We start from the raw sequence: 17,597 nt of genomic DNA, 5'->3' as shown, positions 1-17,597 counted from the left end.
GGCCTACGTTTAATCTAGTGGCACCCGCAACTCCACTGTGGGAACGTGGGTGAAGTCGCGGTTTCGCCTCCATTATGGGTGGAAGTGCAATATGCAGTTACTGTCACCAAGTTAGGTCAAAGTGCCTCGGAGTTCCGGTATGAAACAGCCTTTTGGCTGTATCGAAGCTGGAACGCCACGTCAGAATTTTGCCAGTTCAGATACACGTTTGCCATTAACTAGAATGCCGACTGCTGCCGTTCGGCTTTCTATGCCAGGTGCCTCTCTGTTGAGGATGGACTTGTTTATCGACAAGCTTAATAAGGCTTTACTTACTCGATATGCTCGACTCTGTTCCTGGCATGTTAGCGAAGAATTTTTGCTTAATGAATTGACAATCAGCTCAACAATAAGCACTAACAAATATTCAACTAGCTTAATGTTTATATTTATAATCACTATATTCATGTTTCACCATCCTACCTGTTATGTATCGGAAATCATACTTCCTCCTGGCGCTGCTGGCGCTAGGAACGGCTACCGGTTGTCAGGACGACGACGGGAACTACGAGTTTATCCCCGAGCCTACCCGCTTTACGGCGACTCCATTTGCGCAAAACCTGGTCAAGCCCATCGGCCTGAGCGTGGGGAGCCGGGGGCAGCTTTGGGTTAGCGAAAGCGGCACTGGACAGAACGACGCGCGCATCTCGCTAGTGACGGCCAATGGGCAGGTCTATCCGGCCCTGACCGGGTTTGCCTCGGTGCTGGCCAACGGCACGGCCGAAGGCATCAGCCACATACTGTATGACGAGGGTACGCTTTACGTATTAGAAGGGGGTACCGGCAAGCTCTACACCGTTGATGTTTCCACATTCAAGCCAGGTGACCCGCCCCGCACGGCCCAGAGCTTGCCGAGCGAGGATATTGGTACGTTTGTGCGGGCCCAGCGGCTAACTGACCCCGTCAACACCAATCTTTACAACCTCACCTTCGGCCCGGACGGCCACCTCTACATCGTGGATTCGGGGGCCAATGCCATCATCAAACGCCATAGCGCGACCAGGGCGCTGAGCGTTTTTGCCCGCCTACCAAACGTGACAGCGACGCAGGAAGCCGTCCCTACAGGCATCGTGTACGACGGGCGCAAGTTTCTAGTGACCACCCTGAGCGGAGGACCGTTTACTAGGGGCACGGCCAATATATACCAAGTGGACCCTGCCGGCATCGTGAGCGTGTACAAGAGCGGCTTTACTACCCTGACCGACATCACTTTGTCGGTTAATTACCAGCCCATCGTCACCGAGTACGGGCAGTTTGCATTCTCGCCGCCTCCCCAGGCTTTGTGCCACGCAGCGGCCGTATCGCCAACGCCGGGGGCACTGCGCTCCTAGATGGATTGGATAGACCTACTGATATCGAGCGCGCCGGTATTCGGACTTATTACGTGCTCAACAACGGCGACGGCACCATCCAGAAGCTAACATACTGACCTATGGCTTATTGCCCGTTCCTGGCGATTAGTTGAGCAGTGCCCATAAAAAGTGGCAGTTTAAGTTCGCTAAGATGCGTAACCCACCAGCCTAGCTGATTCTTTCGTTAAAAGTAATATGCTACTTCGTCGCAAAGTTGCCGAGCTGGGTGGTTTACCTTAGGCGGGTTGAGGGAGCAACTGGGTTTTTATTTTCAGCAGAGCCTTACACAAAAAGCGTCTTTAGCCGTGGCTGAGGACGCTTTTTTGTTGGCTTGAAGCTGCATTAGTTGATTACCAATAAACAGCCTGATTTACGCTGACCGTCAACCAACACTTAACACTGACACACGTCTGGTGCCAACTTTTAGCCGCTAAGCGGCAGCAACTACTGCTGTCCTTTATACTAGGCCATTGTAGGGCGGAGCTACCTGCTAACGGAATTGGTATAGATGAGTACCTGCGCGGAATCATTGCTGGGTCGAGCGGAACTGAATAATTGTTTAGCCGGTGGCTGGATGCGAATACACTTCAATCCACTGCCCTTTTCGAGTGTGGTACGGTTGCCATAAACGGAGTAAGACTGTATTGTCGGTTAACTGATAGTCTCGCTACTCTTCACATAAATTTAGGGTAAGCCAATTCAACTCTTTCATTCTAAACAATACCCTGTCGTGAGCAGAAGCAAGAGTGGGAACATTCGACTAGCTAGTCGCGCTAAACTAATTGCTGTGGATGAGCTTGGCATTATACTTGCACTATGCTATGTGTGTTTGTACATTATTCATACGCAACAATTTGTAGTACATGAAACAAGATTATACTCCTTATAGCTTTCGTGACCAAGTAGGCTTATCTGCCCTGTCTTGCGCCGTATTCGTTTTAGCCCTGCTCGTAGAGTTTTTTTTATGGTAATGCCGCGAGCAACGACTGTCAATTAGCATGGGTCTCAGTGAAAAACTCGCCTGCTCAGATTCGGCACCTGCTCCGCCTTGGACAGGCTTTACTCATATGCTTACTACTGGTAGCCTGCCTGTTGATCGAGCTTTGGCTTGATCAGCCTTTGAGCAATAGCAAGTAGTCACCACCATGACGTTGGGCCGGCCCAACGCCGAACTCGATATATTCGTTTATTCTACTCTCACCAGTTGTGCTTGCCCTCAACTACTGCGAAAGGCTCGTGCAAGCCATGAATACGCTACACTTCATTGCCCTATAGAGCATTACCTTACCCAAAGCTTTCCACAAAGCACTGGCGCAACTCTTGGTACAAGTGCAAGGGCAACCCTGGATTGATCTGAAGGCGAGCATTGGCATAGTGAAAGCTTAAGTGATAACAAGCCGCAATAGCAAGGCCTTCGCTTTCCAAGTAGGCCTGATAGCGTTCAGCAACTCCAGCAACCAACTGAGTGAATTTTAGATAGCACTTTTTCGCTTCCGCGCTGTTGGCGTAACGTGTTGCGTTGGGTGAATCCATGTAGCGTAAGTAAAGTAATCGTTCCTTTTCTTCGTATTAATGGGCCTGTGGGGTGAAGCGACACCGGAACTAACAGCCTACCGCGGCCTACCGGATAATGTGCTCAGGAGTTTGTGGCCCGACAATAGCGACCCTGCACTTATCACTATGCCTAAGATTGCCGGTCCAATAGACCCGGTGAACTACCAGCTTCTATCCTAAGACAAATTGCTCGCCTCCTTATCGCCTTAGCATGATGGTTGAGGGCAGTTACTCGGGAACGATACACTGACGGTCGGATTCGGATAGTGAGCGAGTAAAACATAGCAAAGAGAGTGAAAAAACCTTTTAGCAGCAGAAATCGAAGCTAAGGTGCCAATGGACCCTAACAATGGCAATTTTCCTGGGTCAATGTCTCTTTTCACTCGGTCAATGCCTCCTATTTATCAAGCAGCACTCATTGCTTTTCTATGCTAGCACTTGCTGTTGCAGCCTAGCAACGAAAGCTACAATAGGATGAAAAGAATTTTCGGCAAGGCAATCATGTTGAATTCTGCCAGCCCAGATTGTGTCAGAAAACAGCGAAGTTCCGCTCTCCCCGCTCCCGCCCCTAGTCGCAATTCATTAGCAGCACTAAGCTTTTATTTTCCATTGCGAAAAATATATTTTACTTCCGTGTGACTTTTTGCCGACGGCTTGCGACTAATATTCCTGTCTGCCGTCTTCTCCCGTTTCTCGTGTCCTCCTTCGCGCTCCAGCAGGAATTTCTTCGCCTCTTATCGACGCACCAGCGGCGCCTGCATAGCCTGTGCCGCATTTATTACCTGCGGGCAGAAGATCGGCAGGATGCTTTTCAAGAGATTGTGCTGCAACTCTGGAAATCCTATCCTTCTTTCAATGCCACTGCCCACGTGGCCACTTGGATGTACCGGGTGGCGCTCAACACGATTTTCTCTCGCCTTCGCCAAGCGAAAGCGCAGCCGCAATGGGTGGGCTGGAGCGAGCAACTGCAACACCTGCCCAACCCAGATGACCTAGTGGCGCCAGCGGACGCTGCCGACGCTCTGCATGAAGCAATCCACCACCTTTCGGCCGTGGACAAAGCCGTGGTTTTGCTGCACCTGGAAGGCTATGGCTACCAAGAAATTGCCGCCTTGCTGGACCTGAGTACTACCACGGTCAGCACCCGTCTGTATCGCATTAAAGGCAAACTAGAAAAGCGCCTAAAGGGGCAATTGCTATGAATCTAAATGAACTTGATGCCTTATGGAAGGCGCATAAGCAGCAGGTCGAGGAGCATGATTTGTGGAGCGAGCAACAACTCGCCGCGCTGCTTACGCCCTCGCCTCCCCCCGCCCGTTGGGCACTGCGTCCGCGGCGTGCTGTGCTGCACCTGTGCCTGGTGCTGTTGTCTTTCGCCTTGGGCGGCTGCTAAAAAGACGCGTCAACGCCTTTTTGCTGTTTCACTTTTATCTTTTTCCCGATGAACTTGTTTGCCGCCCTCACGTGGACGACCAGCCCCATACTCTACAACTTCGGCTTTTGGCAGCTGACGTGGTATGGTGTTTTCTTTTCCTCGGGCTTTGTGCTAGGCTCGTTCGGGCTGCGGCACATTTTCCGGACCGAACGCGTACCGTTGTTTTGGGTGGATTCAATAACGGGATATGTGGTTCTCGGTACGGTGCTAGGCGCGCGCTTGGGGCACTGCGTGTTCTACGACTGGGCATATTTCTCCCAGCATCCTTTAGAAATTTTCTTTGTTTTCCCGTGGGCCGGACTTGCCAGCCACGGGGCTGCCATTGGCATCTTGCTGGTCACCTGGCTCTTCAGCCGACGCCATCACTTCGACTACTTATGGGTGCTCGATCGAATCGTGATTATGGTGGCGGTAGGTGGGGCCTGCATTCGTGTTGGCAATCTGATGAACTCGGAAATTGTGGGGCAGCCAACGCAGGTGCCGTGGGCAGTTGTGTTCCCGCGTGCCAGCGAGCATTTGCAAGCACCAGCACTACCCTTACCTGTTGGCGCGGTGCTGGTGCAGCCGGGCCAAGATTTAGCTCTACTGGCTCCAGGTACGCTGCCAACTGCTTCGTCTCGAATGGCGGTACCTCGTCATCCAACTCAGGTCTATGAGTCGCTGTTTTGCGTATTTCTGTTTGCGCTGCTCTACGGATTATGGAACCACTACCGTGAGCAAACACCCCGGGGGCTCTTGTTTGGCAGTTTTGTGACGTTGCTCTTCTCGTTTCGCTTCGGAATCGAGTTCCTGAAAGAAGATCAGGTGGCCTTCGAGCAACATTTACTGTTTAATATGGGGCAGTTGCTGAGTATACCACTGATTTTGCTCGGGCTATGGGTGATGCTTCACGCGGGCCGGTGGCCAGGCAAGCCCGCCAGTCATGCCCCTGTATGCTAGCTTCTCCTGCGCCGGCCTCGGCCGAAGTTCTCGGTTGAGTTGACGCCACGACAAGTCCGCCGAATAGAAAAACCACGTAAGCGAATTTTGCATGCTCCTGATCCGGCTGGCCTACCTTAGCGATACAGAAGCCTTAGCTCACCTGTTCTTACAGGCGCGACGAGCTGCTTTTCCGTGGGTTGATCCAGTTCTTTTTCAACTCTCCGACTTCGCGTCGCAAACCCAGGGCGAAACAATTTGGGTGGCGGCTTTGGCTGAGGGACCTGTGGTAGGCTTTATTTCGGTGTGGCCGCCCAGTTGCTTTGTGCATCACCTCTTCGTAGCGCCGGCTTACCAGGGCCAAGATATCGGCCAGCGCTTGCTGGCCAGCCTCACTTCGTGGTTGCCTCTTCCGTACACGCTTAAGTGCTTGACCCGAAATACGCGGGCGCTAACCTTTTACCTGAAGAACGGGTGGTTGCAAGCGGGTAGTAGCGGGCAAGGCAACGATGCCTATCAGCTTTTACAGTTTGGCACCGCACCGCCAGCCTGTCCCAATAAGCTAAGCTCCTCAACAGAAGTAGGGTTGTAAGGCGACAAGTAGCCTCAACCGTTCAGCTCAGGAAATCAACTAGGCAGCGCCAGCAAGTTGTTAAGTAGCCGGCTTCGTGTCGTTTCAGGCTCTGGTACACATCACCCACGGTCTGCCAACTCTCGAATTCAGCGTCGGGCAGGACGATGCGACACTGCCGCTCCAAGCAAATCACCAGCTCCACAATATCCAAGGAATCTAGCTGCAAGTCGCGTTGCAGGTGCAAGGCTGCAGCAAGCTGGGGCACCCGCTTGCCAAGTAGTTGGCGCCCTATCGAGGACGCGGAGACAGTCATTGGTCACAATACACTAAAGACGAACAAGAAAGAACGGCTACCATTCATCAGACAAACGCAGTTGGACAGCCACTGGATTGCCTGCGGGTAGACTACAAATAGGTTGCCTTCCCAAGGTCTCTATTTCGAGCGTGTCTGCTGAGGTAATCCTTGCCAGGACACCAACCGGTTCGTTTGCAGAATCCGCTTCTGGTATTCCTAACTACTCTTCATTCGTCTGCACTTTGCCTTGGGTTACTTCCAAATAATAGTAGTGCGTGCCAACAGGTGCCGCCGGGCGTACCTGGTCGTAGGGCGTGTACGTGCCGCTGAACACGACCTTGCTCTCCACTTGCTGCAAGGGCGCCGGCAGCGTCCCGCACAGCACGCCCATGTCCATCTCATCAATTGTTCCCGGCAGCGCCCGGTAGATGCAATACTGGCGCAAAGCCGCATCGAAGAGGATGCGGCCTTCCACGTTTTTAACCGTCTTGACCGTGGGTAGCCCGGCCGCACAGGTTTCGGAAGTAACAGTTGGGTTTTCAACTCCCTCCTTGCACCCCATTGCTAAGAGTCCGAGCCCGCACAAGAGGCGGTTGATGATCGTCATATTCATAAAATCAAGTGAAATTGAAGCTGCCCCTAACTTGAAGCAGCAGTGTGAGCGAGATGCAACCCAATTATCTTCACCCTTGTTAGGGTCCCATGTGTGAACACCATACGCCTACCCGTAAACTTCAACGTTTTGGCTTCTACTTGCTGGCCGGAGTGCTCGTGTTGCTGAGCCAAGCGTATTCGTGGTAAACCAACTGCCTTCACCAGTGAAGCAGGTCTATAAACTTTGCTCTGGACCCTGATAGCTCGCTTTCGTTCCGTTTTGACGGATAATAGGGTTTAGGCCAAGAGCTGTCTAAATCAAGGGTGAACCGGGCCGAAAGGTTCAGAAGGCCACTGTGGCCAAGATCCTCAGGGCCGGCAAGTGCCCCGTTTCCGACCACGTTCTGCGGGTTGTAGCTCCCGTTCTATGGTCTTGATTCAAGCTTTGTGCACGGGCCACAAAACCTTCGTAATACAGTTCGGGCGAGAGCGTAAAATATCTTATTGGGTGAATTTGGGCGCCTACCCCGGTCTGGGCCCCACCACCCCTACGAGTAGAGGTGAACGTATAATCCAAGCAGCCGCATAAGCCGCCCGTGTAAGAGCCAGTGGTTTGATTGCGGCGGTAGTAAACGTCTAAAAAGGTGTACAGCCATGGGTGGTGGCTAAGCAACGCATATTGGGCTCCTACCCCCAACTTGAGGGTTTTTTCTTGCGTCTCGCCAACCGCACAATCCGCGCAATACTCCGGGGTTTGCGTTGTTTTGTGGCGAGCGTTAACGGCCGCTCGCAAGCCGAACCGTTGGCGGGTGTAGCGCACGAATCCTCCCGTGAGTCCCTTCCACTGCGAGCTGGAAAAAGGCCGGTAATTGAGCGCTTCCACTCCCACTTCATAACGAGGCGAACGGGGTACTGGAATTACTCTTTCTTGCGCATGCATGGACACAGGCGTAGTAAGAAAGGCCAAGCAAAATAAAAGTAGCTTCATGATAGGAGGAAGCGTAGGGAGTAGAGACCGGATACAGGGAAGGCGCAGCGCATGGAAGAGCCGGTGCAGACGCCAACCGTTGCATTGCTGAGAAGACTATTAGTATATGCTAGTTGCGGAACGATAATGCTGTACCAGATCGGCAACAAGGTTGTACAAATGGCAGTCGTGCAGAGGCCTGCTCATTACAGTAGGGTATTCGAGCGGACGCAACTTGTTGAAAGCACCTGAACGCCTTTTTCTGTCCCTTGCTAGTATTATCCTGCGCTTTCATTGCTCTCCCAATCAACAGGCACATGATCTTAATCAAAGAAAGAGACCCTAGGCTCATTACCCTTAGACGGGGTGGCACGTTGACCGATTCCAATCACCATCTGCTAGCCTTGTGGGCGGCAACTTGTGCCGAACATGTGCTACCCTTTTTCGAATCGGTGCAGCCTTCGGACCCACGACCCCGCCGAGCCATTGAGCAGATTCGGGCCTGGGTGCGCGGGGAGGTTCGGATGATGGAGTGCCGGGCAGCAGGAGGCCAGGCCATGGCGGCAGCCAGATCGTTGAGCGGCGCCGCTCGCAATGCCGCCTACGCGGCTGGTCAAGCGGCCGTAGTAGCGCACGTCGCGGCCCATGAACTAGGGGCGGCAGCTTATGCCCTTCGGGCCGTAAGAGCTTCCGTACCAGAGGAGCTGAAAGAGGAAATAGGGCGGAGAGAATGCCAATGGCAGCGAGACCAGCTCCCTGCTGCCATTCGCGACCTAGTGCTTGAGGACCAGCAAGCGAGAAATCATGTTTGCTGGTTTGTGTTCAGCAGCATATAAGCTGGCCTTTTGAACAAAGCAAATTCGGCCTTTTAAACAAACTAAGCTGGAGGAAGACAACTTACTTTTGTTTTGTCTACAAGCACCTCTGCTAACACCTTCTCCTTCTAGCTTACGCAGGGGAAGACGTTGGCAGAAAAGCCTTATTGAGGCCGCTAGAAGGCGTCAAATTAACCAGGAGCATTTTAGTGTATCGCAGTGAAGCAGATAAACCTAAACCGCAACGCGGACATTGTGAAGACCTGCACCGAAGACCATCACTTTCGGGCGGAAATGCTCTTAGCAGAGAATGTCTTGGTGCGCATCCTCTCCGGTGAATTGAAAGTAGTCCTGGCCGACCGCATCTACACCTTTGGCTTGGGTGATACCCTGTTAGTACCGCGAAATCAATTGGCGACCCTAATTGCTTACCCCAAAGATGGATTGTCTTATAAGGCCGTCATCATGCGGCTAACCACTGCCATTCTGCGGGAGTACTACACCAAGAATAAATTAAGCTTGCCTCCTCCTCCAGCTTCCGGCATCCTGCCCTTTGCGAAAAGCCCTTTGTTGGACAGTTTCTTCGCTTCCCTGCTTCCCTACTTAGAGCTCGAAAATAAACTACAGGAAAAGCTCGTCGCTGTTAAAACCGAAGAAGCCATTGAGATACTCCGCAGTCTGGACCCGCAAAGTGACAGCGTGCTAGCCGATTTCTCGGAAGTAGGCAAAATCGACCTGGCTGAGTTCATGGAAACGAATTACATGTTCAACATTCCCTTGGCCAAATTCAGCCAGCTGACTGGTCGCAGCCTGACTACGTTTAAACGGGATTTCAAAAAGGCATTTCAGCTAAGTCCGCAACGCTGGCTTACCCAGAAAAGACTGGCACTAGCCCATCACCACTTAGTGGAAAAGCAAAGAAAACCCGTGGAACTCTATCAGGAAGCAGGCTTCGAGAACTTGTCTCACTTTTCTTACGCCTTTAAAAAGCAGTTTGGCTATCCCCCTACCGCATTAACCGGTCAGGTGGCTAGTCACTAGCCAGAGCCCATCCGGCGCTATGTTCGCGGGGGTCCCACTACGGGCTGCCAGGGATTCGTGTGTCTAATTTGAACTGGCGCATTCTTTAAAAAACCTTTGCCCACATGGACAGCGCACCGGCCGTCGGTAAGTCGTTAGTCTGGCCATGTGCTTGACTTCTGGCAAGCTCGTACTCTAACAGAAGCGACGGTCTGGCCTCTAGTTCAAGACGGGCTTACGAGCCAGACTTCCACAACTCCAAGTGTTCAGCAAAGCGGTCTGAAAACAGACACCTAGATGCGCAGCGGCATGCTCAGTCGACTAGCGCGCATGGTTTGACGAGTAAACTATTTCGTCCAGTTGGATTTCCCCGCTGGTTTTTCAATTCTTTCTTTTTCAAGTAATTAATCAAATGAAATCAGCATTAGTAACTGGCGCCAATAAAGGTATTGGCTTGGAAGTAGCGCGCTTGCTCGCCCAACACGGGTTCTTCGTTTATGTCGGGAGCCGTAGTTTGGCAAATGGAGTTGCTGCCGTGACAAAGCTCCACGCCGCCGGGCTCGAACACATCGAAGCCGTCGAACTCGATGTCACTAATCCAGACTCTATCCGGGCCGCCCGTACGGCCATTGGCGAAAAAACGCCGGTCCTGGATGTATTGGTCAACAATGCCGGTATTTCTGGAGGGGCACCCCAATCGGCTCTTGACGCCTCCCTCGCGCAGTTTAAAGTGGTGTTTGAAACGAATGTGTTCGGTGCGGCTGGGGTTACCCAGGCGTTTATGGATTTGCTGGCAAAAGCAGTGGAACCACGCATCGTGAATGTGAGCACTGCCATGGCTTCGCTTACCTTGTACGCCGACCTCAACAACAACAATTTCGCCGCTAGGTATCCAGTGTACCAGTCGTCTAAAGCGGCCTTGAATATGTACACCATCAACTTAGCCTACGAACTCCGCGACACCCCCTTCAAAGTCAATGCGGTATGTCCGGGCTGGACGAAAACCGACTTCACTGGTCACCAAGGCACGAGCACGGTAGAGGAGGCTGGGCAACGCATCGTGAAGTATGCGCTGATTGGCCCAGATGGCCCAACCGGAAAATATTTCAGTGAAGAATACTTTCCGAAACCTGCCACTTGCCCGTGGTAACAATGAGACCCCATGAGGTACTGCTAAGTCCCGAAAGCTTGTCTTCGCACGCGGCGAAGTACACCGCCACGCAGATGATGTAAGAACAGGCTTGCTTCAACAAAACTCCTGTAACAACCCGTGCTGCCCTGCTGGTAGCACGGGTTGTTCGCGTTAGCACGGGCGGGCATACTGACTAAAGATGGGCACGTTGCCTGTGCGTTTAATAACTAGGCAGGTCTTTTAGGCGACTGGTGCTGCATTTCACGCTAAAGGGCCGGCTAGCCACTGTTGAGCAATGGCTAGCAATCAACAATTAGTAAAGCGACAAGATCACGAAAGCCGTTGTATTATAAAACCAGGGTAGCAGTTTTTGTTCAGGTTTCAGTACTCAAATGAAAGTTGATTCAACTCCTGGTTTCGTGTGGGCGCTGGGGGCATAACTCTTGACAAAAGTCAATGGGAGCGGCTAGCGCTGAAAATACTTTTGCCTTCCTGGTGTAGTCTTAGGCCGTGGTCACTCGGCTTCAGACCCAAACGGTATGATTCACAACTTCGGTAATAGGGCCACCTCCGATTACGGTTGGGAATAGAAACCTGAGTTTCGGCCTTAGTTTGACCGATGCTCCCGAACTTGGGGCGCCCAACATACGAGGCCGCAAAGCGCAGAATGCTTGCATTGCCTTATTGGGCACCAGTTGAACACGCTTTACCAGTTAATTCCGCTACAATGCTTCTCTCCCAGACAAACAACCCTGCTTTGCTGCTCATTGACATACAAAAGGGCTTTGATGACGTAGCCTATTGGGGTGGGGAACGCAACAACCCCACCGCCGAAGACCATGCCGCGCAACTCTTGGCGTATTGGCGAGCTAACCAATTGCCAATTTTTCACGTGCAGCATAGTTCCACCAATCCGGTTTCGCCCTTGTGGCCCGGCCAGGCAGGCCACGACTTCAAGGAGGGATTTCAACCCCTCCCCGGCGAAACGGTGGTCCCTAAGAATGTCAACAGCGCTTTCATCGGCACCGACCTCAAACAACAACTAGACGCGCAGCACCTTACAACCTTGGTTATTGCGGGCCTCACCACCGACCACTGTGTTTCGACTACTACCCGGATGGCTGGCAATTTCGGGTTCACTACCTTCTTAGTAGCCGACGCCAGTGCTACCTTCAACAAAAAAGGAATTGGCTCCCAAAGTTTTGATGCCGAGCTCATCCATCAAACTGCCCTGGCAAGTTTGAATGGGGAGTTTGCTACAGTCGTAAACACGGCTACGGTAATCAAGCAACTAAGCGCAAGCCAACAGCTGGCTTAAGTCAGGGACTGGCAAATTTCAATCCTCTGCCAACCACGCAGTGGAGCCGCGCTTTAGAAAACAGGAGCCTTCCTTGGTTGGCTAGCACCAAAACCATCATCATCTACACGAGCCTCAAGTGGGCGTAGTACTTCATCAACTACTTAGCTAACTGGCCGCAGCGGGGTATCCATAACATCTTCAGTGCCCCTGCCGGACGGATATTGGCTTAGGGAATGCCCCACAGTTCGCAGCACGTAAAAATGCGGTCGAACTAAGAGCTGGGCATCCTGTCCCGGGTTCAATGCCCTAGTGGAGGGCCGTTAACTGGTACTGTGCTGACTGTGGCTGACAGTGAGGGCGCACACTTTGTAATGACCTTCACCAAGCAAGCCAAAAGCAAAGCCGGATAAGCCTTTTACCAAGCAGTGCTATTGCTTGAGTAATAGACAGAAAAGCTCACAGAACTGCTGGATAACTGAGAGGCATTTGTGTTTAATTTCAACCCGTTCTATCGTCAACTTACTTCTGCTTCGCTCCTGCTATGAAAAACATTGCGTTGTATGGATTTGGCCGCATTGGGCGGCAGTTTTTGCGCGTTGCGCTAAGCAAGCGCCTGTTCGTTCCGGTGTCCATTTCCGATATTCGCGACGAGGCTACCTTGGCGGCGCTCTTCGCCGTGGACACCAACTACGGGCGCTGGCCGGAACCTGTGACGGGCACCGTGGGCAAACTACTTATCGGCGCGCAGGAAATCCCGTATCTCAATTCCTCAAAAGAAATTCCTGATTGGGCCGCGCTAGGAGTGGACCTAGTGGTGGATTGCACGGGCCGCGCCACTACCCGCGCCGGCGCCCAAGCCCACCTCGACCGGGGCGCTAAGTACGTGTTGGTGAGCGCGCCCAGCAAGAGCCTCGCCGACTGCGACGCCGTGCTGCTCAAGGGCATCAACCTCGATACCTTCGACCCAGCCGCCCACCATATCGTGAGCATGGGCAGCTGCACCACCAATGCCTTGGCAGCGCCTATCAAAGTGATTCGAGAAAACTTCGGGATTCAGTACGGCTTGTTTTCCACGGTGCATTCCTACACCAACACCCAGTCGCTGACCGACCAACCCATGAAGGACCGGCGCGACTCGTGGGCGGCCGCCGAGAATATCATTCCTTCTTCGTCGGGGGCGGCGCGGGCGCTGCAATTCATCTGGCCCGATCTGCAAATCACGGGCAAAGCCTACCGCGTGCCTACTCGCACCGGCAGTATCGCCGAGCTGAACCTGGTGACGGAAAAGGAGTGCACGGTGGACGAAGTGAAAGAGGCGTTCCGCCGGGCCGCGCAGCAAGGGCCGCTCCAAGGCGTGCTCGATGTACTGGAAGACGAGTGGGCCAGTTCGCGTATCGTGGCCGACCCGCATACAGCCCTAATCGACCTGCCGCTGACGGCCAAGCAGGGCCAACTGCTGTCGGTGGCCTCCTGGTACGACAACGAATGGGGCTTCTCCAACCGCCTAGCCGAAGTGGCCGCTTTTCTGGCCGAGCGCATCTAGGCTCTCACCTCCATTCCAAGCTACTAGTCACCTGCCTTGCGTCTTTTCTGCCTCCCGCATGATTTGGCTTCTGTTTGCTCTCAGGGAAGACTACCTGGTTAAACTTCAGCGCAACTGACCCCAAACGCACTTGTATGACTAGCCGAATCAGAGGCTTAATGCTACATAAGCTCATTAAATTTCCGAAACGGAGAGCTTAATTAGATCATGCAAGAGCACATGCGGGAGGCTAAGAGACGTCGGCAACGCGATTGACCAAGCCAAAGATGCCTAGATTACGCCTGTTGGGAATAATCGTTGGCGTATAGCTGCCTCTTGGAAGAACATGTCCAACTTACGGTAAACTACCATTTATGCCACGCCGCAAAATCTCTTAGGGTTCAGGCCGTAATGCTTTTTAAACAGCCGGCTGAAGTGGCTTAAATTGGAAAAACCCAGTTCATAGCCTACTTGCGCTACCGTATGTCGGCCATGCTTCAGCAAAAAAGCGGCTTCTTCCATTCGGGCTTGCTGGTAATAGGTATAGATGGTAGTGCCAAACGTTTGCTTGAACAGCTGTTTTAGTTTGGTTTCACTCATGGCGGCACTTAGCGCCAACTCCCGCAATACCGGCGGCGTGCTTAGGTCACTGATAATTTCTTTGCGGATGTAAAGCAATCTAGCGGCGTCGGCGCTGTTAATCGTTTGATGGGCAGTGCTTGCTCGTAAAGACAGTTTTTGGAAAACTAAGTAGAGCAATTCCAGCACCTTGATCTGCATATAAAAGTTGCCAAGGCTAGCGTTCATATCGACCGCCGCCATGTTTTTGAGCAGCAGCTTGGTCTCCGCGTCCATGCTTTCAAAGAAGAGAAACGAGTTGCCGCGGCCCGTAATGGTTTGTACCACTGAATTCGGGTCACTGATGGCTACTAATTCCTTTAACCGGACCGGCGTAATCGCAACCACTACATAATGAATCTGTTGGTGGGCGGGAAACCGGATGGTGGAGCTAAGGTCGTTGGACGTAACCTGAATGGCTGACTCATCGCGCTGCGAGAAAAGGACGTGAGGCTTATCGTTGTAAGCGATACCAAGCGCCTGCTCGTTGTTGTAGAAAAAGACAGTGATCAGCTCGTTTCCTAGGCCAGAGGTGTTGCGCTGGATGATCAGATCTTCCTGAAGCTGGTAGTGGTGGATCGTAACCTTGAAATCCGGCCCAAATGCCAATTTGCGGATATACCCTTGCCCATGCTTTTCGGGTATCTCTAAAAGACCATCGCGGATAGGTGCTTGTAAATGACGGGCGAAATACGTGGTGAAATCAAAATCGGGGGTGGCAGAAAAACTGAAGTTCATGGCCATAGAGCAGCTTTTTGCTTGTTTCAGCACTGATACATAACCCCAAATTGCAACTGTAGGGCGTAGCCTGAAAATGGTCTTTCGCTGTTCGCCATGCATTCAACTACAACCTCACGCAGAGTTATAGCGGGACGAAACAATAATAAACTAGTGGGAACCGCTAAGGACGGTTCCCACTAGTTTATTTTACGCCTGCTCGTACTTATTCTTAAACTCCTCGACGAATTGCTCCAGTTTGATTTTGCCGGTTACTTCTGCCCCGGTGGCAAAAAAGTCGCGGGTAATGACACCTTCCCGCACTCCTTGTCCAAGTCCGGTGATTAACTCAACTAATTCCGAGGACATACCAACTGATAACATTCCTTGTTTGAATTGCTCGTCGGGGATAGTTGTCCAAGACAATTCGGGTTTTCCGATAGCCGGACCAAACAGGGAGGCAATCTCATTGCCGGTCGAGATATCGCTCACGATATACTTCACCTCAAACCCGTTTCCTTTCCCTTGTAATTCTTCCACTATTGCCGACGTAATATCCTCTAGGTGGGTTAGGGCCAGTTGGTTGTTCCCCTCGTAATTATTGCCGAAGATGTTTCGGTTTTTGATCAGCGCGATATCTCGGAAGAAGTTAGTATAGAAAAACCCTGATCGTAAAACGGTGACGTTCACCCCGGCTAACTGCTGAAATAGTTGCTCTACCCGGTGCACGCCTTGCACCGGACCTGTTCCTTGCGCCGCATCAGCTCCCACGCTGCTCAACAAAACCACTCGGGTTACTCCTGCCTCCTTGATGGCCTGAGCATAGGCCTGGCCAGCCTCCGCGAGGTTCTGGATCAGATTCGTCGTTCCCATAGTTGGCGGCAGCATGGTGTAAACGGCATCTGCCTTACGGAAAGCTTGGGTTAAAAACGCCGCGTCGCTTATTGATCCGACAGCCGCGATGGCTCCCAAAGCCTCTATTTCGCCTTGGCGGTCAGCTTTACTTGTGATGACGGTTACTTCATGTCCTGCTGCGAGAAGCTTTTCTACTACTGGTTTGGCCACGTTTCCTAAGGAACCGGCTGTTGTAATTTTCATGTTTTCTTTATTTTAATAGGTAAGCCAAGCTATTACCACCTGTTGGCAGTTAGCCTAGATTTTGTCGCTTTCGGCTGTGCTGCCGGACTTTACAGGCCGTTGGATCTGGAAGATCAGCTTCGATCTATAAGAGAATCACTCTTTAAAAACTTATCTACCGAGGTTACATAAGCTGGTAGTCAAGAGGCGTATTTATGGCTGATTTTGGTGTTCAAGGATTTCGAGCTTTAACTGCCGGTGGTTTGACTGCTATCCATCCGCTTTTTTCAGCGCCATACGCTTCCTGTAAATGCTGACGAGTAGCTCTGCTGAACTGACGGTTTTGTTGGTTGACACCCCATTTTCTGACCGACATCGATCTTAAAGGTTACCAAGCAAAGGTGAGCGTTCTGCAGATCGCAGAATAGCGCAAAAAGCCAGAAAAACAGTCCTAAACGACAAGGCGAGTCAAGCACGATACATTCTAGATGGGGCTTCTTCTCTTCTCATAAGTATGTATAGGGAATGTTGGCAGTAGCATCCTTTCTGTCCTATAGGGCTGATTTGTTGTCCCATAAGAATATTTTTTGAGCTAGCATGCTCTCCATATTTGCTATACAACTGATCAAGCATATGGAAAATCACGAAAAGCACCCGTTATACTTGGGCCCCATAGACGGAAAAACTGTTTCCGTGATTGGTGACACCTACCGCATCTTAGTCAGCGGAGAAGACACGGCTGGCACCTTCGCGACGATTGACATGCTGATACCTCCCGGCGGGGGACCCGGCCCGCATGCCCACGCGGCTTTCGAAGAAACCTTTTATGTGATTGACGGGGAGATTGAAGTCAAATCCGAGTTTGGTGATTTCGTAGCTGGCAAAGGGTCCTTTATCCGTATTCCGAAAGGCGGCGTCGTGCACTGCTTTAAAAACAAGACCCAACAAATAGCGCATTTGCTTTGCACCGTGGTGCCAGCCGGCCTGGATACGTTGTTCGAGGAAATCGGCCAACCCGTAGCAGCAGGGCACTTTCTGCCGCCGCCACCACTGGATGCAGCTTCTATTAGAAATCTACAGGCTGTTGCAGAAAAGCATGGTCAACAAGTATTTCCCCCAAATTATTTAGGCTAGACCCAGTACATGAAACTCGCTGCCTGGTTGCTCTCTGCATTTGGGTGCGCTAACACTGGCAACTAGTTGCCGCCCAGACTCAGACGGTCCGCCCGCAGAGCGGCCAGCAGGGCCAAGTCGAGACAGGTGCCAATCAGCTCGGTGGTGTTGCGCCAAAAATTACCGCTAATGCGCTAGCATCGAAGCAGATGCCTAGCGCTAGAAACGAGCCCCTTGTAGTGGTGTAACCTAGTTAAGTTTGTCAGCTCCGATCCTAAATGGTGAATTACTAACCCATTGGTGGATTAAGTTGGGTAACCATCAGCGAGGGCTATAAAGGCGCTAAGCATGCAAGCTTCACACTGCTTTCCAGCTTCTGGAAGTAGCGCACATAAACTTGGCGGGTACCACTGCTCTACGCTTGAGGTGGCGTGGCATAGTCTCTCATTCAAAGCTACTTGCAACTACTGCTGGTGTACTCTGGAAGCACGGTGTTCTGCTATGGCTAGCGGAGTACCGTCATTCCTCATGGAAACATAATCCTTATTCGTATTT

The 17,597-nt window shown here is 52.0% G+C and carries 17 protein-coding genes; 11 read left to right on the top strand and 6 right to left on the bottom strand.

What is annotated here, in order from left to right:
- Positions 1-467 precede the first annotated feature (467 nt).
- On the top strand, positions 468-1,370 hold the full coding sequence (locus MUN86_RS29330) for a ScyD/ScyE family protein (protein ID WP_245127450.1): 903 nt from the start codon (positions 468-470) through the stop codon (positions 1,368-1,370).
- A 1,305-nt stretch (positions 1,371-2,675) separates the two neighbouring features.
- Here MUN86_RS29330 and MUN86_RS29325 read toward each other — a convergent pair.
- On the bottom strand, positions 2,676-2,924 hold the full coding sequence (locus tag MUN86_RS29325; RefSeq protein ID WP_245127449.1) for a hypothetical protein: 249 nt from the start codon (positions 2,922-2,924) through the stop codon (positions 2,676-2,678).
- A gap of 716 nt (positions 2,925-3,640) precedes the next feature.
- Between MUN86_RS29325 and MUN86_RS29320 the strand changes: the two genes are divergently transcribed.
- The 4 genes from MUN86_RS29320 to MUN86_RS29305 all read left to right on the top strand — a co-directional run bounded on the left by MUN86_RS29320 (position 3,641) and on the right by MUN86_RS29305 (position 5,890).
- Positions 3,641-4,147, top strand: coding sequence for an RNA polymerase sigma factor (locus MUN86_RS29320; RefSeq protein ID WP_245127448.1), 507 nt, complete (start codon positions 3,641-3,643; stop codon positions 4,145-4,147).
- A complete protein-coding gene (locus tag MUN86_RS29315; protein WP_245127447.1) occupies positions 4,144-4,338 on the top strand; it encodes a hypothetical protein in 195 nt (64 codons plus the stop codon). The genes MUN86_RS29320 and MUN86_RS29315 overlap by 4 nt, the downstream gene beginning before the upstream one ends.
- Positions 4,339-4,386: 48 nt before the next feature.
- Entirely contained in the window at positions 4,387-5,319 is a 933-nt protein-coding gene (gene lgt / locus MUN86_RS29310; protein ID WP_311182602.1) for a prolipoprotein diacylglyceryl transferase, read from the top strand.
- Positions 5,320-5,410: 91 nt separating this feature from the next.
- Complete coding sequence (locus tag MUN86_RS29305; protein ID WP_245127446.1) at positions 5,411-5,890, top strand: GNAT family N-acetyltransferase; 480 nt, start codon at positions 5,411-5,413, stop codon at positions 5,888-5,890.
- 22 nt (positions 5,891-5,912) lie between these two features.
- Here MUN86_RS29305 and MUN86_RS29300 read toward each other — a convergent pair whose 3' ends face one another.
- The 3 genes from MUN86_RS29300 to MUN86_RS29290 form a co-directional block, all read right to left on the bottom strand.
- The gene (locus tag MUN86_RS29300) at positions 5,913-6,185 is read right to left on the bottom strand and encodes an acyl carrier protein (RefSeq protein WP_245127445.1); all 273 of its coding nucleotides are present in this window, start codon (positions 6,183-6,185) and stop codon (positions 5,913-5,915) included.
- A gap of 202 nt (positions 6,186-6,387) precedes the next feature.
- Positions 6,388-6,780, bottom strand: coding sequence for a hypothetical protein (locus MUN86_RS29295; RefSeq protein WP_245127444.1), 393 nt, complete (start codon positions 6,778-6,780; stop codon positions 6,388-6,390).
- Between the two features lie 324 nt (positions 6,781-7,104).
- The gene (locus tag MUN86_RS29290; protein ID WP_245127443.1) at positions 7,105-7,749 is read right to left on the bottom strand and encodes a hypothetical protein; all 645 of its coding nucleotides are present in this window, start codon (positions 7,747-7,749) and stop codon (positions 7,105-7,107) included.
- Positions 7,750-8,045: 296 nt separating this feature from the next.
- Between MUN86_RS29290 and MUN86_RS29285 the strand changes: the two genes are divergently transcribed.
- From MUN86_RS29285 to MUN86_RS29265, 5 genes are all read left to right on the top strand, one after another.
- Positions 8,046-8,564 carry a putative immunity protein gene (locus MUN86_RS29285; RefSeq protein ID WP_245127442.1) on the top strand — a complete coding sequence of 173 codons (519 nt, stop codon included), beginning with the start codon at positions 8,046-8,048 and terminating at the stop codon, positions 8,562-8,564.
- A gap of 198 nt (positions 8,565-8,762) precedes the next feature.
- Positions 8,763-9,584 carry a helix-turn-helix domain-containing protein gene (locus tag MUN86_RS29280; protein WP_311182598.1) on the top strand — a complete coding sequence of 274 codons (822 nt, stop codon included), beginning with the start codon at positions 8,763-8,765 and terminating at the stop codon, positions 9,582-9,584.
- Between the two features lie 391 nt (positions 9,585-9,975).
- Positions 9,976-10,713, top strand: a complete 738-nt coding sequence (locus MUN86_RS29275) for an SDR family oxidoreductase (RefSeq protein ID WP_245127441.1) — start codon at positions 9,976-9,978, stop codon at positions 10,711-10,713.
- A gap of 709 nt (positions 10,714-11,422) precedes the next feature.
- A complete protein-coding gene (locus tag MUN86_RS29270; RefSeq protein WP_245127440.1) occupies positions 11,423-12,013 on the top strand; it encodes a cysteine hydrolase family protein in 591 nt (196 codons plus the stop codon).
- A 523-nt stretch (positions 12,014-12,536) separates the two neighbouring features.
- Positions 12,537-13,538 (top strand): type I glyceraldehyde-3-phosphate dehydrogenase, encoded by a 1,002-nt coding sequence (locus MUN86_RS29265; RefSeq protein WP_245127439.1) that lies wholly within the window; start codon positions 12,537-12,539, stop codon positions 13,536-13,538.
- Positions 13,539-13,889: 351 nt separating this feature from the next.
- Here the strand turns inward: MUN86_RS29265 and MUN86_RS29260 are convergent, their stop codons facing one another.
- Positions 13,890-14,873, bottom strand: coding sequence for a helix-turn-helix transcriptional regulator (locus tag MUN86_RS29260; RefSeq protein ID WP_245127438.1), 984 nt, complete (start codon positions 14,871-14,873; stop codon positions 13,890-13,892).
- Positions 14,874-15,062: 189 nt separating this feature from the next.
- On the bottom strand, positions 15,063-15,950 hold the full coding sequence (locus tag MUN86_RS29255; RefSeq protein ID WP_245127437.1) for an NmrA family NAD(P)-binding protein: 888 nt from the start codon (positions 15,948-15,950) through the stop codon (positions 15,063-15,065).
- 612 nt (positions 15,951-16,562) lie between these two features.
- Here MUN86_RS29255 and MUN86_RS29250 point away from each other — a divergent pair.
- Positions 16,563-17,063, top strand: coding sequence for a cupin domain-containing protein (locus MUN86_RS29250; protein ID WP_245127436.1), 501 nt, complete (start codon positions 16,563-16,565; stop codon positions 17,061-17,063).
- The last annotated feature ends 534 nt before the right edge of the window (positions 17,064-17,597 follow it).

This window comes from Hymenobacter volaticus (assembly GCF_022921055.1).
GTDB lineage: Bacteria > Bacteroidota > Bacteroidia > Cytophagales > Hymenobacteraceae > Hymenobacter > Hymenobacter volaticus.
The sequence above is the reverse complement of the archived record's forward strand: the minus strand, read 5'-3'. Positions and strand labels throughout refer to the sequence as shown.